This is a genomic window from Bacillus sp. HMF5848, from assembly GCF_003944835.1.
Taxonomy (GTDB): Bacteria; Bacillota; Bacilli; order Bacillales; family HMF5848; genus HMF5848.
Window position 1 is genome coordinate 503,742 of record NZ_RWIV01000001.1, and the last position, 15,282, is coordinate 519,023.

The window sequence follows — 15,282 nt, forward strand, 5'->3', positions numbered from 1 at the left end:
AAGAACCGTCCCCATTTATCTTTCAATTGAATCCATACATAACAGACCAATGTTATTTTTTGTTTCTATTATTAAATGGCCCACTTGTTGGTACTGAAGAGAATCCTTCCATAAAAATGGATCTAAGGTGATTTCGTCTTCTTTTTCATGTCGAATATTGTAATTCTTATCACAATAACGATGAATGGTCTTTCCTTTTCGTTTTAGGCTATTTAATTGGCTAACTTGCTTTAGCATGAATCCCCATATACCAGAAAAACTCATATTTTTTAAAGGGCTACTAGTAAACTGGTGAATGGATAATGTAGAATGGTCAGAAAATATAACGTCTGATTTGACTGCTGCTCCATAGTGAACATCCCCTGATAAAATAATACAAGGTGCAGGATTCCAATTTGACACTTGCTCAAGAAAGCTCGTAAAGCCTTTTCCATTATACTTCCACGCTTCAAAATCAAAGGTTGTATTGACTTGTACGCCTAGTATTTTTAGTGGATACACGTAGTTATGCAATATAGACTCAATGAGACCAAATCCATATACAGGCGTTGGTGACACAATTAATAACGGAGCTCCAGCCTTCCAGTCTTTTTTGAGTTGCTCATGCAACTGCTCCCATTGTGTTGTTTGAACTAATTGTGGAGGACGCGACGTTTCTTCTATTAAACTTCCAATCTTAATTGGCTTTGGTGTATCCTCATAGTTCCTCATCGTTCGAGTATCTAGGAATACAGCTCTAGGAGAAGTAGGAGCAACAAAATACCAATTATTAAAATTCCAAAGCATTTCTGTCCATTTATAATGTAACGATTTTGCATAGCCACTCTGAAGTGTCCTTAAATAGTTGCCTACTACAGACAAAAAGTGACTATCGAATGAGTCAGGAGCATTGCCCCAGCCCTGAAAAACCCAGTATGCTGTCAGTCCATTGGCAATAATATGCTTACCAAGTGGGGACTGCCTGACATTCTTTTGCCAAGTAGCGGTAATATTCCAATCATCCGTTACTTCATGGTCATCAAATATCATGTAAGTAGAGATATTTGCAAGTACACGACGAACAGAATATAGCGACTGTTGAAAGTCAGCCAGCTGTTCCTGTTGTTCAACATAACGTTCTTTTAGGTGTTGTTTCTCTTTTTTATAATGTGTTGGATACAACGACTTATTGTGAAAGGCTACGTACACTTGATTTTTTAAGTAAGCTTCATCAAACGACTTAAATAAGTGTTGCTCATTTGCAAATTCCCAAAGGGCAGGACTCCACGCCATTGCGTACATTGCTGCAAATTCGCCAAGTGTCATTAGATGATTACTTGCAGAAGAGGATGTAAAGTGACACATATGTTTCATAATAAATTGACGACCGTTTATTTGGTTGATGGATGTCGCAAAAGGAGTTTGTTTAAGACGCGGTTCGATTTGCTCAAATGCTTCTTTTCTTCCTATTAAAATATCGCCGATTTGAGAGAGTGCTTGTATGAGAGGAGCCGGCACATCATCCGCATAAATTTGATCTCCCATTAGAAAAAGATTCTGAGGGCGCTTGGATGGATCTGAAACGGATTCCTGAATCATTTCATCGGCTTCAGAAAGCATATCGTTTCCCATACCATGAACTTTCCGACAAGAGCCATATAAAATTCGACTCGTTCTTTCATCTGTTTGAATGATAAAGGTTGGATACTTCATACCCTCGTATACGATACAAGTTGGATTCTCCTCGGAAAGAAGACCTAAATCCCCTAAATCATAATACTTTCTATTCATTAAAAATTTTAAATTATACCCAAGAACTTCGTTCGTCGGAAATTCACCTGTTTTTGGCGTAACTTTAAGCATGTGAATATATAACCTTTGTCCCATTTGTATAGACGATACATGATTTTTCAAGGGTAATGCTTGCTCGTCCTTGTCATCTTGTATATGAAAGAGTGCAGCTTCAACATTTACATACTGGCTTGTTGCTATCCATATAAAAACCTGAGTTGGTTCCACTCGTCGAACAATGGGACCAGCTACTAGTAGTGGCAAATCATTTGAGTTCATGTTCCCACCTCAATCGTATAGGCTTCTATCATGATATTCATGAGGCGCGGGTACATGTGCATGTCTACTCGAAAATCTGGCAGACTGGGGACGGTTCTCGTGCTTCTTTTTGTATTTTATCAAGAAAAAAGCACAAGGGCGGTCCGAGTCTGGGAGAAAGTAGCACAGATAACAAAATTTAAGTTTAATAAGTGCTTGTACTGAGAATACATCATCTAGAACAACAGATTCCTTGATGGGATTTTTTACTGTCTCATTTTATTGTGAAAATCATGTAGACTCGCCACTGTTAACTCTAGTCATGATGTAGTAAATTTTAGGGATTATAACTGTGACTATTTTGATTACTTCTAGTACTGCTTTTTTATTACTTTTAAAATCTATACTTGATTTAAGTAGAAATTTCAAAAACAGGAGGCCTGCACATGAAAACAAAGACGGTGTTCTCTACATTTGTGATAATCACTGCATTAATACCTGTTATATATTTTGTAAGTCAGCTGGATTTTTCGACAAGTCACGTTGATGTACAAGCAAAATCAAATGAAAATACAGCAATATTAGTGCTAGATATTCAGAAGGATTTCTTTGATGACAATGGGAAGTTACCGATAGAAAAGACTCTGATTAACCCAATCTTGTCAAACGTGAATGCTATTATTAACAAAATGGAGGGATCGGATAAACATTCCATAATTTATGTCGCAAATGAATATCAAAACATCCAATTTTTATTAAATAGAGGAAGAAATTTTGCTGCGATGAAAGGGACGCCTGGTGCCGAACTAGACGGTCGATTGAAAATTGTTAGTGATAATTTTATTTCGAAAAACAAGCCAAGCGCATTTTCTAATCCTCTGTTCCAAGAAACTTTAGTTCAAAACAATACAGGGAGTTTAGTGATAGTAGGTGTGTACGCCGAAGCGTGTGTAGCTGACACTGCAAAGGATGCTCTTAAGCGTGGCTATTCCGTTATTCTCATCGAAGACGCTATAGGAAGTGGAAGTGAAATTGAACGAGACAAAGCTTTAGAGGCACTAGCGAACCAGGGGGCCATAATCATGACAGCAACAGAGTATATAAACTCTATTGCTAATTAAAAAGGAGGAATTAAGATGGAAAATAATACTGAATATTTAAAAGCAAAAAGAAGAGTCAGCCAACTGAAAGGTTTTTACATGAATTTGATTGCCTATTTTGTCATTCTTCCGATGCTGTTTATTATAAATATCATGGGTGATGCAGGAAACTGGTGGGTCATATACCCGGCTATAGGGTGGGGTGTTTTAGTTATCTTGCATGGTTTGTCTTTAAGAATTGGTTCGGATTGGGAAGAGAAGAAGATTAGAGAGTTGATGAATAGAGAGAAATAGTATGTTTTTAGAGAAAAGGAGTTCATGCGTTGAACTCCTTTTATTGATTATAGGTACCTAGTCTTTACGCTTGTTCTTGTTTTTTTAATCGTATCTCCTGTACCTTCTGTCGCTGTTCATCAGGCCACCATGCGCCGCAGTCATCTGCCACGATACAAGCTGCACATTTATCTAAGTCATAAACCTTCATTCCGCTGATAGGAGGAGAGTAAAGATGAAGTGTTACTAGCTCATCTTGTCGTGCAGCTTTCATTTTATGAACGCCCTTTTTAGGTGCGTAAAACAGATTGTCTTTTTCTTGGTATTCATGAAATAGTTCAGAAGGTAACCCGTTTTCAGTAATTTCGTAAACAGTGTTGATTGTCGCCCCATTTAAGACTTGTATCCAGCCCTGGGAGCTTCCGTGGTCATGAGGAGCGCATTCTAACTCAGACCAGTTCATGACTAACAGCTCGACTTCTTCATTTTTATAAAGTAATTCTCGCGAGTAGGGTTTTCCACTTTTGGATTCCGGTAGTTTCGGTAAATCCTCCATTGTCATGTTCAAATCTAGAAGCGCTTCTTTTAACTCAAATTTTAATGGCTTCTTTAATGAATCTAACATATGTCTCACCTTATCGTTCAACATTATAATATCTTCCTCCTTTTGGATGCATGGGGACGGTTCTCATGCATCCTTCTTCGTACTAGCATGAAGAAGGTAAAGCAGAACCGTTTCAATGCTCTGTTCCGCTATGGCTTTTTCATAATAAGGTTATAAAACATAGGCAAAAGTTGTCCGTTCACAATAATGACCCCCATAATAATTATGATGCCACCTGTGATACTTATGAGGAAAACTTGTTCATGTAAAATAAGAATTGCTGCAATTAAGGTAGAGATGGGTTCTAAATACAGAAACATAGAGACCTTTGATGCCTCTAACACCTCAAGTGCTTTGCCCCAATACCAGTACGCAATTCCAGAGACGAACACACCAAGAAACAATAGATGCGACCATTCTTTATAGGTTAATAGAGAAAGAGATTCCCAGCCTCTGTTTCTAATAATAAAGGGTGATGTTAGGATAAACCCAAGAACACTCATGTAAAAGGTTACTAAAAGAGAGGGATATGGTATGCGTAAGCTTTTTAGCAGGATTGAATAAATAGCCCAGTTTAGGGTGCTCAAAAGCATGAGAATAAACCCAATGTTCATGGTGACTTCGAACGATTGGCCACTTCTTGTCGTTGTAACAAGCAGGACGCCTAATATTGCTAGAATCATACCAATAGCTTTCGAGAGTGACATTTTTTCATGCAAAAATATCATAGATAACACAACGGTAAAAACGGGTGAAAAAGAAATGAGCCACCCAGCAGATGAAGCGTCTATTGTTAATAATGCTGTTGCTTGTAGCACTTGATGGACAAACACGCCGAGGATACCGAGTACAATTAGATGAGGAATATAATTAATCGATACTTTTAAGCGAATTCGCAACATTAAAAGAAGTGTTAATAAAAATAGAGAGCCAATTCCGAAGCGTAACACCAGTAATGAATATGGATCGAGTTTTCCGAGCACCGCCTTTGTTGACACAAAAGAAATGCCCCAAAAGCTAATTGACATAGTGGCGTAAAGCGATGCTGTCAAGGATGAGCGAAACGACGGCATGATTTTGAGTTCCTTTCTGTAAAAAAGATTATCACTCTATCATATGCTTGTCCTGACAAAACATGATTGGCAGTTCGGGGACAGTTCTAGTGTTTCCATAGAATGTGTTCTGTGTGATCAAGGCAGTATAGGGACGGTTCTTGCGCATCCTTCTCAGAGTAGTGGATGGCAGCGTAATAACCGAATCCACAATTCCGGTGTAGTGTGGGGGAATGGAGCCCCGTCAGAGACCGATGAAAAAGAGAAAGCCCAGACCATAGAGAAGCTAATAATCTACATGTGTACTTGATTAGCGACTTTTTCGTATCTATATATTGTTAATAATTAAGATGAATCGAAAAAGCAATGTCTTTGTCAGCGCTCTCGACCCGTCCCTATTTACCTGCACCTAAAATATTGTTACCAATTAATAATTTTGCTCCTATAGATTATGTAGTGTGAGTTTTATTATTTTTTATAAGAGGTTTTTGAAAGCGTTTTTATAATGTGGTTGGCATATAGGATGGCTGAGTAGCTTATAGGTGTATTATAGCCCAAACATGGTACCGAGAACTCGCTCGTAACATCAAGCCGAGCGCTCGCACTTACCTTAGCCAATAATAGAGCCGCCGTTCGCGCGAATTCAGCACTACCAAGGTACCGAGGACTCGCTCGTATTTGAGCTCTATCATAGAGCCACCACTCGCGCGAATTCAGCACTACCAAGGTACCGAGAACTCGCACGAAATCAGCTGTACCATAAAGCCGAGCCCCACGAACTCAGGCCTAACAAGGGCCGAGCACTCGCATGTATTTTAGCTCTATCATGCTTTGAAGTAGATTTTGATATAAAACAACATGATAGGTTGGTATAAAGCAATTTTAATAGGAGGGACACAATGACTACACTTAATACGTTACCTAGTAAATCTTTCTTTTTGCAAACATTAGAGGATCCTCAAGCTGTCTATCTTACACCTGATCATTTTGATGTGAAGGGGGACGGTGTGAGCGATGATTCAGATGCTATTCAAGAAGCGATAAATAAAGTTAAGCGCACTATGAATTATGGGATTGTGTTTATTCCTGAAGGCACGTATCGCATCAGTAAAACTATTTATATACCGAAGGCAATCCGTTTAATTGGATATGGCAAGAAGCGACCAACCATCCTTCTTGGCGAAAATACACCAGGTTTTCAAGATGAGGTGCCAAGCGATAAAGGCCGTGCTAACTATATGATTTGGTTTACATCCTCTATACCAACAGCCGCAGATAACGTGGACGACGCAAACGCTGGAACCTTCTACAGTGCTCTCTCGAATATTGACATTCGAATTGAGGACGGTAATCCAGCAGCAGTAGCACTTAGAACCCACTTTGCTCAGCATTCCTTTATTTCTCATGTAGACATACATATTGGAAATGGCAAGGCAGGGATATTTGATGTAGGCAACGAAATTGAAAATGTTCGTTTCTTCGGTGGGGAGTATGGTATTTATACAACCAAAACATCACCAGCATGGCCCTTTATGATGGTAGATACGTATTTTGAGGGACAAAGGAAAGCAGCGATTCAGACAAAAGAAGCTGGATTGACGATAACGAGAATGACTGCGAAGAATATGCCAACTGTGGTTGAAACGGTCGAAGACTATTTTGAAAAACTGTATATAGAAGACAGTCAATTTGAAAATATAACAGGACCAGCAGTTATCATAAGCACGGAAAAGAATGTGTTTACTCAAATTAACATGCGTAACATAGATTGTTGTAATGTTCCGTTACTAGCAGCATTCCGTCAAAGTGGAAAGAAAGTGAAAGGTACAACAGCAATTTATAAGGTAAATACGTTTACGCACGGATTCTGTATGGAAGATATCGACGATAGAGGAGAGATTCAAACTGTCCATGACTTAACCCCAATGGATGCATATCCAAATTCGGTAAAAACAGATATCCCTGCGCTGCCTCCTATGGCTTCATGGGTGAACGTAAAGACGCTCGGTGCTATTGGTGATGGAGTCGCTGATGATACGACTAAGTTGCAATACGCAGTGGATCATTATAAGACCATCTATCTTCCTCAAGGGCTTTATAGAATCACCGATACAATAAAATTAAGGGAAGACTCTGTTCTAATCGGATTAAATCCAATATCTACACAAATTTTCATAGCAGATAATACGGAATCGTTTAGTGGGTTTGGCACACCGAAGCCGCTTATTGAAGCCCCTCATGGTGGTGTGAATATACTGTTCGGTATTGGTCTGGATACAGGTGGAAGAAATACGAGAGCTGTTGGGTGTAAATGGATGGCAGGAGAAGGGTCTTACATGAATGATGTGAAGTTCATGGGTGGGCATGGTGCAATGAGCAAAGACGGGAACGGGGTACCGTTGTATAATGCTACGCGAACTGCCGATCATAATCCAGATCTTAAGTGGGACTCTCAATATTGGAGCCTTTGGGTGACGAATGGGGGAGGCGGGGTGTTTAAAGACATATGGACAGCAAGTCCTTATGCTTCAGCGGGACTATATGTGTCCAACACCGACACTCCGAGTGTTATTTATGCGATGTCTGTAGAGCATCATGTCAGAACGGAAGTAAAGTTTAGAAATGTATCGAATTGGAAAGTTCTTGCACTGCAGTTTGAAGAAGAGGCCGCAGAAAGTACGAACTGCTTGCCACTTGAATTAATAGAGTGTAGCGATATGCTTTTTGCAAATATGTATTTCTTCCGCACGATATGGTTGGATACACCTTATCCACATGCTATGAAAACTTGGGATTGTAACAAAATAGAATTTTTAAATATTCATAATTTTACCCAAGTGAAATACACGATGGACAATCTACTATATGATGTGAATACACAGACAGAGGTTAGACCGTGGCAAATTAGTAGAATGTATTTGTCAGGGAAAAAGAAAGACCTGCCTGCAAAGCGAGAAATGATTTCAAACTCTGACGGAACTCTCTGTAAGATAGCTGGTGGATTCGAATTTATCGATGCTATGTGTAAAGACAGTCAAGGAAATATATACTTCGTGGATTCTCGTATGAAACGAATATATAAATGGTCCGTGGAGTTTGATCGGTTAAGCTTAATTACAGATATTCATCATAGACCAAGGTCGATAGCTTGTGATACCGATGATAGATTACTAGTAGTGGTAGAATATGCGCCATCAAAAGGTGCGACAGTGAATGGTGAACCTGAAGTATATCCTAAGACAGAAGATGCTAAAGGGTCATCCTACAGCTTTTGGTATAACACAGGTTCGACGATAAAAGTGTACTCTATTGATCCTGATAGACCGGAAGAAAGTATGGAAATTCTAGAAAAAGCTCCTATCGAATCTATTCAATCAGTGAAAAAAGTCTTGTATCCGGCAAACCGCTGGAGAGATAGTGGTGATTATCTAACAGCAACAGTCCAGAAGCCGGAAGAGTGTTTTGTAGCACTAGATGGCGAAACTATCATTCCTATCACTTACGATTTAATGCGAGGGTGCTCTTTGAGTGAAGCATACCCTGGTCAACCGTATTATGGTGTCGATGAATATTATAAACGAACGGTGCAATTTCAAGTGTCATCTAAGGGCTATTTAACTGAGCCAGAAATTTTTGTGGAAAAAGGTGAGTTCAATATCGCTACTCATTCAAATGGAAACGTCTATATTCCAGATGGAGACATAAACGTTTTTAATATGAACGGCGACTTAACGCAGATAATCCGTGTTCCGGAAAGACCAGCATGTGTTTTATTTGCGGGTAACGATGACAACACCCTTTTTATAACAGCAAGAACATCTCTTTATATGATGTTATAGAAAGTCAATGGCAGAGTGGGGACGGTTCTCGTGCTTCCTTGATCAATGTGATCTGGCAGCATGAGAACCGTCCCTATGCATCCATAAACTGGGTATATCTTTTACTATTTGTCGAAATGTGATACTATAATGATATTTTATAGTACATGTCGGAGTGGTTATATGAGGGTTTTTAGTAGTCTTCGGACTCGTTTGTCTTTAATTTTTGCTGGAATAGTTATTCTATTGATTTTTACATTAAGCTATATTATCGGACAACGTTCTATTAATGAGGTTCAGTCTGAGATTGGTGATTCACTAAGTGAGCTTGCTTACATTATGGGGGAGAATCTCGATCAATACATGTGGTCGAGGTACGGTGAAGTAGATATTCTTAGTGAGTTGCAAGAGCTAAGAAATACACAGGACATAGAAAGTATCGAAGTCCTTCTGAATAAATTAAAAGAAAGGTTTCCTGCCTTTGCTTGGGTAGGGTTAACCGATAAAGATGGTCTTGTTATTGCCTCAACAGATGGTGTTTTAAGAGGCGTGGATATTTCGGCTAGACCGGTTTATAAGGAAGCTTTACAAAAGACATTTATAGGAGATGTTCATGAGGCGGTGCTGTTGGCAGAACTGTTGCCTAATCCAACAGGTGAGCAGATGAAGTTTGTTGACATAAGTACACCTTTGTATGATGATAACGGGAATTTTACAGGCGTTTTAGCAACTCATTTAAGCTGGAATTGGGTAAAAGATGTTGAAGAATCGATGTTAAACACTCTACGGAATAGGCCGAGTATAGAATTCTTCATCGTGAGTAAAAAGAAAAATGATGTAATATTAGGACCTCAAGATATGATAGGACGTCCTTTAAACACTGATAGTATTGAACTAGCTAAAACGCAAAAAAACGGATGGACACTTGAAACATGGGATGATGGTAAGCAGTATTTAACGGGCTATGTATTGACAGGTGGGTATAAAGATTATCCTGGATTAGAATGGACCGTTTTAGTTAGACAACCCGTTGAAGTTGCTTATGCACCGTCGCAAGAGCTACGAAGTTTTTTTCTAGTTTCTGGATTAATTTTAGTTGTTCTCTTTGCGTTTTTAGGTTGGTTTTTAGCTGGGCAGATTACTCGCCCGTTGAAAAATATTTCACGAGTGGCTAATAGACTTAGAGATGGTGACATTGTTAAAATTCCACCATATAAAGGTCTTACGGAAATTGAGATTTTGTCCGATTCGTTAAGGGAACTAGTCGTTCAACTAACTGATACAGAAACAGAATTGGAGAAGATGGAGGATGTGGCACATCGAGATCATTTAACTGGACTACCAAATCGTAAGGCCCTTGATATATTTATAGAAAAAGCAATCCATAAACACAATGCTCTAACGATTTTGTATCTTGATTTAGATGGGTTTAAAGAAGTGAATGATACATTTGGTCATGAGGTTGGTGATAAACTCCTCATTGAAGTTGGCTCACGCTTAAAGGAAAGTGTGAGAAATGAAGAGTTAGTTGCCAGAATTGGTGGGGATGAATTTGTTGTCGTACTAACCACTCTTCATGACCCGAAAGAGAACGGAAAGATTGTAGGCGAACGAATTATCTCCACTATTAATAAATCTTTCAACATTGAAGGAAACACTCTTTCTCTTGGTTGTAGTGTTGGTGGAGCCATATGGACGGACGATAATACTAGTGAAAATATTAATGAGGTTATTCGAAAAGCTGACCAAGCCCTATACAAAGTAAAACGCACCGGCAAAAACCGCGTTCACTTTGAAGCATAAAGAAGCACGGGGACGGTTCTCATTCTGCCAATCTGCAGACTGGGGACGGTTCTCATGCATTTTCAAGAAAAAGGAATTAGGCAGATTGGGCCGGCGCACATGCATCATTAAAAATCAGGAAATTAGCTCCTGCTAATACAGTGTGAGCCTGACCTAACTCCATGGGTCAGGTGTTTTTTTATTAATGACGGGTACTAATGGCTGTGACGGTTCTGTGCTTCCTTTATATTAGAAAGAAATGTGTGGACAGATTATAGCTATTGGGGTAATTGGAAGGTCTGTATCATGAAAAGGTAGTGGAGGTAGTATACGTGACATATGCGCAGCAACTTCGTGAATATTTTAGTTTATTTTCCAATAATGAGAATGCCATTCACATGAAAAGATATATGCGTGATCAATACGAATTTTTCGGAGTTAAAACACCTGAACGGCGAGGTATTCTGAAATCATTTTTACTTGAGAATGGCCTGCCACACGATGATGCTTTTAACGAAGCTATTGTAGAGCTTTGGGAGATGCCTGAGAGAGAACTACAAATAGTTGCTATTAATCTTATTGATTTAAAGATAAAGAAAAAAGAGTTATCCACAGCGTTTTTACCTGTGATTGAGCAGTTGATTACTACAAAGTCTTGGTGGGATACGGTGGACCACATTGCCACGAAGCATGTGGGAATTTTGTTTCAAAATGAACCAGCACTTATTGAAAATGTCGGGAGAAGCTGGCGAAATAGCGATGATATATGGCTTCGACGCACCATGATATTATTTCAACAAAAATATAAAACTAACACGAATCAAGAGCTGCTGGCAGATATAATTACTGAGAACCTTGGTAGTAGTGAGTTTTTCATAAATAAAGCAATAGGTTGGTCATTAAGAGAGTATGCTAAAACAAATCCTATTTGGGTAAAAGAGTTTGTCGCCCAGACAACTCTGTCGAACCTTAGTAAAAGAGAAGCTTTGAAGCACATCAAGTAATACGATGGTACTTGAACGTTAGGATGCTATGAAGCTTATTATAAAAGTTAGTATAAGGACGGTCTACGCTTCGTGTACATAAGAATAAAACGCTTAGTAAGAAGGAGGCTGCAGCAAGTCGTCATCCTCAACTTTGCTAACGAGTTGCGTTTATCCAACGATTTTCTAGCGACCAAACATCTAATCAAACGTTTGTTTAGATGTTTGTTCGCTTTTTTTTGTGTCAAAGGAGAGACGGGGAAAGTTTTTTGCGCGCTGTGCATGCTAGGTGAAGGATACATGAGAACCGTCCCCATGTATCCAAGGGTTAAATTAAGGTTGAAAAATACTGAGCCTCACGCTTAATATGTTGCACAAAAAAGAGTGGGGGTTTATCTAGAATAGAGTTTTGTTGTTCCAACTGCTCTAAATGATTTAATGATTCTATAAATTCACCAACAAGCTGTTTCGTGTCATTTCTAAATCTTTGCAATGCTGGGAATTCTGTTAATCCGGTTCTCATAATACCATTGAGTTCATGGGCAAATACATATTGCTTTTCAAAAAGATCGGCGTATTGTAGATATTTTGTGACAAGAGGTCTTTCTAAACTGTCCAATGCGCCTTGAATGGTAAACGCGTCACCAGATAAAACGGGAAGCCATACAAAATGAGATGATAAAGGAAGCGTATCTAATCTGTTAGTTAATGTTTGGATAGCAACAGAGCTTTCTGTAACTAGATGACTCATAAAAGTCGGAGTCAGCAAAATTTTCAATCCAGTAGTCACTTGTTTTTTCAACAGCCAGAGTAAAAACTGTTGGAACGACTCTACAACACGGATAAACTGTTGCAAATCGGTGATATTTTCAGCCTCAGCCCATTTTTTAAAAAATTGGATATATTGCTGTGCAATAGCCTGAGCCTCTTTTTCCATTGGTGACAAAGTATCATACAAGATAACGGCATGCTCATACGTATTCTGTTTGATAAATTCCCATGTTCTTAAATTCATACGTAATCCTCCCCTACCATCTTTCTTATAAAAAAGCATATGTGTGTTCACACATTAAAAGTACTTGAAGCACGGATCGGTTGTTGTGCTTTGTTACTAGTTAAATTGTAAGGGAACTTAGATCCACCCGCATACTTCACACTCCATGCAAGGAGTAATGAAGATGCTTGAACTGCCTCTATCCTCCCTCCCGCCTTTAGCAGTGTCAATCAAAAATAACATAATATGTTACATTCAGTTGGTAGATTATTCAAAATGGCAAATTATAATAAGAGATAGAGAGGGTGTGAAAAGTATGATTAGTACGAACTTAAAATCTTTACGGAAGATAAGTAAGTATACACAAGAGGATGTGGCAGACAAGGTTGGTGTATCTCGGCAAGCTGTTGCGAAATGGGAAAATGGTGAGACCGTGCCGGATATAAACAATTGTATAGCGTTAGCGGAGCTATATGGTGTGACCTTAGATGATCTAGTAAACTATCCAGATGAAGAGGAAGGTATGGGGATTCGACCGAAGGGGAAACACATCTTTGGAATCGTGAAGGTGGGGGACCGTGGGCAAATTGTAATTCCTAAAAAGGCAAGAGAGATATTTGCCATCTCTCCCGGAGATAGTTTGTTAGTGTTAGGTGATGAGGCACAAGGCATCGCGATTGTAAAAAGTGAAGGCTTCCTGCAGTTTGCACAGGATGTATTTACTGCTCAGCAGTATAAGGAGGAAGAAGAATGAGAGCGATTCAGACAACGAATTTGACTAAAAAATTTAATGGAAAAATAGCTGTCGATTCTCTTGATCTTACTATCGAGCAGGGGGAGCTTTTTGCTTTGTTGGGTGTTAATGGAGCAGGGAAAACAACAACTATTAAGATGTTAACATGTCTTAGCAAACCTACGAGTGGCGATGCCATATTACTTGGGAATAGTATCAAGTCAGACGTAATTGCTGTAAAAGAACAAATTAACGTGTCTCCACAGGAAACAGCGATAGCTCGTAATCTATCTGTTAAAGAAAATCTAGAATTAGTTGCACAAATCTATGGTTTTGATAAAAAGGCTGTGAATAATAAAGTGGAAGAGATGCTGACCACTTTTAGTCTTTTAGACGTGTCAAAAGCGAAGGCAAAAACATTATCAGGTGGTATGCAAAGAAGGCTCAGTATTGCTATGGCACTTATCTCTAATCCTCAAATTCTTTTTCTAGATGAACCAACTTTAGGGCTTGATGTTATTGCAAGACGAGAATTATGGCAGGCTATTGAAAAATTGAAAGGTCGTATTACTATCATTCTTACTACACATTATATGGAAGAAGCGGAAGCACTCGCAGATAGAATAGGAATCATGGCAAAGGGCCAATTAAAAGCAGTTGGAACAGCTCAAGAATTAAAGTTAAAAACGAATGTCACCACGCTAGAAGAAGCCTTTGTTTTGATTGCGACAAAAGAGGAGGTAGCTGTATGAAATCATTAGCATTTGCTGCGCGTAATCAAAAAGAAATTGTTAGAGATCCTTTGAATCTAGCATTTGGTATTGGGTTTCCTTTAGTTATCTTACTACTGTTAACCGCGATTCAAGCTAATATTCCAGCAGATATTTTTGTAATTGATAAACTTGTTCCTGGTATAGCAGTATTCGGCCTTTCGTTTATCTCGCTATTCTCCGGACTGCTTATAGCAAAAGACAGAAGCACCTCCTTTTTAATGAGACTATTTACAGCACCACTTTCAGCTTCAAATTACATCGTTGGCTACACACTTCCACTACTTCCTATGGCCATATTACAAGTTATTATCTGTTTCACTGCTGCATTCTTTCTTGGTTTACCAGTTAATATAAATGTATTGCTAGCAATTATTCTACTAATACCTACAGGTGTGTTATTTATAGGGATAGGTCTATTTGCAGGCAGTGTATTTAACGACAAACAGGTCAGCGGCATCTGTGGAGCTCTCCTTACTAATTTGAGTGCTTGGTTAAGCGGTACTTGGTTTGACCTGAATCTTATTGGAGGCTGGTTCAAGGAGATTGCATATGTCCTCCCATTTGCACATGCTGTCGACACAAGTAGAGCTGCGCTATCTGGAGACTATGCCTCCATTATGCCCCATCTATTGTGGGTAATCGGCTATGCCGTAGTCATCATGACAATTGCTATCCTCACTTTTAAAAGAAAAATGTACAGCGAAAATGAATAAATCAAGGAAGCGCGGGGACGGTTCTTGCGCTTCCTTCGATACTCGAAGGAAGCAGAAGAACCGTCCCCATGTATCCTTTGGGGCTCTCTAATAATGATGAAGGTAGAGGAGACCCTAGACATGGTGATGATTAGTTATTTATGTTAAAAACAGAAGAATAGTTGTTATTCACCCCATCCCTGTCTTCTAGAAGACAGGTGTTTTTGCTTGTCGTTAAAGAAGTATAAGTTTTACAACCTAGATTAGTGTCTAGCTTTAGCGTCTAGCCAGTTTTTCATTTATGAATAATCTTCCTTGAGTATCTTGTGAAAAGCTGATATGAAATATGATGCTTTTCACAGCTCGATGTCTTAAGTCGTTCCCCTCACGATGGAGGCCTTTCTTGCGCGGGATGTCTTAAGCCGGTCGGGGCTGAGCAAAGTGCTTTAT

12 protein-coding genes are annotated in these 15,282 nt (G+C 39.1%); 8 read left to right on the forward strand and 4 right to left on the reverse strand.

Features of this window, described 5'->3' with window-relative positions; genetic code table 11:
- Positions 1-15: 15 nt before the first annotated feature.
- Positions 16-2,049 (reverse strand): metallophosphoesterase family protein, encoded by a 2,034-nt coding sequence (locus EJF36_RS02475; protein WP_125904846.1) that lies wholly within the window; start codon positions 2,047-2,049, stop codon positions 16-18.
- A gap of 425 nt (positions 2,050-2,474) precedes the next feature.
- Here EJF36_RS02475 and EJF36_RS02480 point away from each other — a divergent pair, with 425 nt between their 5' ends.
- Complete coding sequence (locus tag EJF36_RS02480; RefSeq protein ID WP_125904847.1) at positions 2,475-3,149, forward strand: cysteine hydrolase family protein; 675 nt, start codon at positions 2,475-2,477, stop codon at positions 3,147-3,149.
- Positions 3,150-3,164: 15 nt separating this feature from the next.
- Positions 3,165-3,422, forward strand: coding sequence for a 2TM domain-containing protein (locus tag EJF36_RS02485; RefSeq protein ID WP_260471806.1), 258 nt, complete (start codon positions 3,165-3,167; stop codon positions 3,420-3,422).
- 64 nt (positions 3,423-3,486) lie between these two features.
- On the opposite strand, the gene EJF36_RS02490 is transcribed toward EJF36_RS02485, so the two are convergent.
- Both EJF36_RS02490 and EJF36_RS02495 read right to left on the reverse strand, forming a co-directional pair.
- Positions 3,487-4,050, reverse strand: a complete 564-nt coding sequence (locus EJF36_RS02490; protein WP_312028249.1) for a cysteine dioxygenase — start codon at positions 4,048-4,050, stop codon at positions 3,487-3,489.
- A gap of 104 nt (positions 4,051-4,154) precedes the next feature.
- Positions 4,155-5,078 (reverse strand): DMT family transporter, encoded by a 924-nt coding sequence (locus EJF36_RS02495; protein ID WP_125904850.1) that lies wholly within the window; start codon positions 5,076-5,078, stop codon positions 4,155-4,157.
- Between the two features lie 878 nt (positions 5,079-5,956).
- Between EJF36_RS02495 and EJF36_RS02500 the strand changes: the two genes are divergently transcribed.
- From EJF36_RS02500 to EJF36_RS02510, 3 genes are all read left to right on the forward strand, one after another.
- Complete coding sequence (locus EJF36_RS02500; RefSeq protein ID WP_125904851.1) at positions 5,957-8,896, forward strand: glycosyl hydrolase family 28-related protein; 2,940 nt, start codon at positions 5,957-5,959, stop codon at positions 8,894-8,896.
- Positions 8,897-9,058: 162 nt separating this feature from the next.
- Positions 9,059-10,678: a sensor domain-containing diguanylate cyclase gene (locus EJF36_RS02505; RefSeq protein WP_125904852.1), complete on the forward strand. Its 1,620-nt coding sequence runs from the start codon at positions 9,059-9,061 to the stop codon at positions 10,676-10,678.
- 311 nt (positions 10,679-10,989) lie between these two features.
- Complete coding sequence (locus tag EJF36_RS02510) at positions 10,990-11,661, forward strand: DNA alkylation repair protein (RefSeq protein ID WP_260471807.1); 672 nt, start codon at positions 10,990-10,992, stop codon at positions 11,659-11,661.
- Positions 11,662-11,968: 307 nt separating this feature from the next.
- Here EJF36_RS02510 and EJF36_RS02515 read toward each other — a convergent pair whose 3' ends face one another.
- On the reverse strand, positions 11,969-12,655 hold the full coding sequence (locus EJF36_RS02515; protein WP_185806795.1) for a DUF2935 domain-containing protein: 687 nt from the start codon (positions 12,653-12,655) through the stop codon (positions 11,969-11,971).
- A 295-nt stretch (positions 12,656-12,950) separates the two neighbouring features.
- Between EJF36_RS02515 and EJF36_RS02520 the strand changes: the two genes are divergently transcribed.
- The 3 genes from EJF36_RS02520 to EJF36_RS02530 are packed head-to-tail and all read left to right on the forward strand — an operon-like array spanning position 12,951 to position 14,853.
- Positions 12,951-13,388 carry a helix-turn-helix domain-containing protein gene (locus EJF36_RS02520; protein ID WP_125904854.1) on the forward strand — a complete coding sequence of 146 codons (438 nt, stop codon included), beginning with the start codon at positions 12,951-12,953 and terminating at the stop codon, positions 13,386-13,388.
- On the forward strand, positions 13,385-14,119 hold the full coding sequence (locus tag EJF36_RS02525; protein WP_125904855.1) for an ABC transporter ATP-binding protein: 735 nt from the start codon (positions 13,385-13,387) through the stop codon (positions 14,117-14,119). The genes EJF36_RS02520 and EJF36_RS02525 overlap by 4 nt, the downstream gene beginning before the upstream one ends.
- Positions 14,116-14,853: an ABC transporter permease gene (locus tag EJF36_RS02530; RefSeq protein WP_125904856.1), complete on the forward strand. Its 738-nt coding sequence runs from the start codon at positions 14,116-14,118 to the stop codon at positions 14,851-14,853. Before EJF36_RS02525 ends, EJF36_RS02530 begins: the two co-directional genes overlap by 4 nt.
- Positions 14,854-15,282 lie beyond the last annotated feature (429 nt).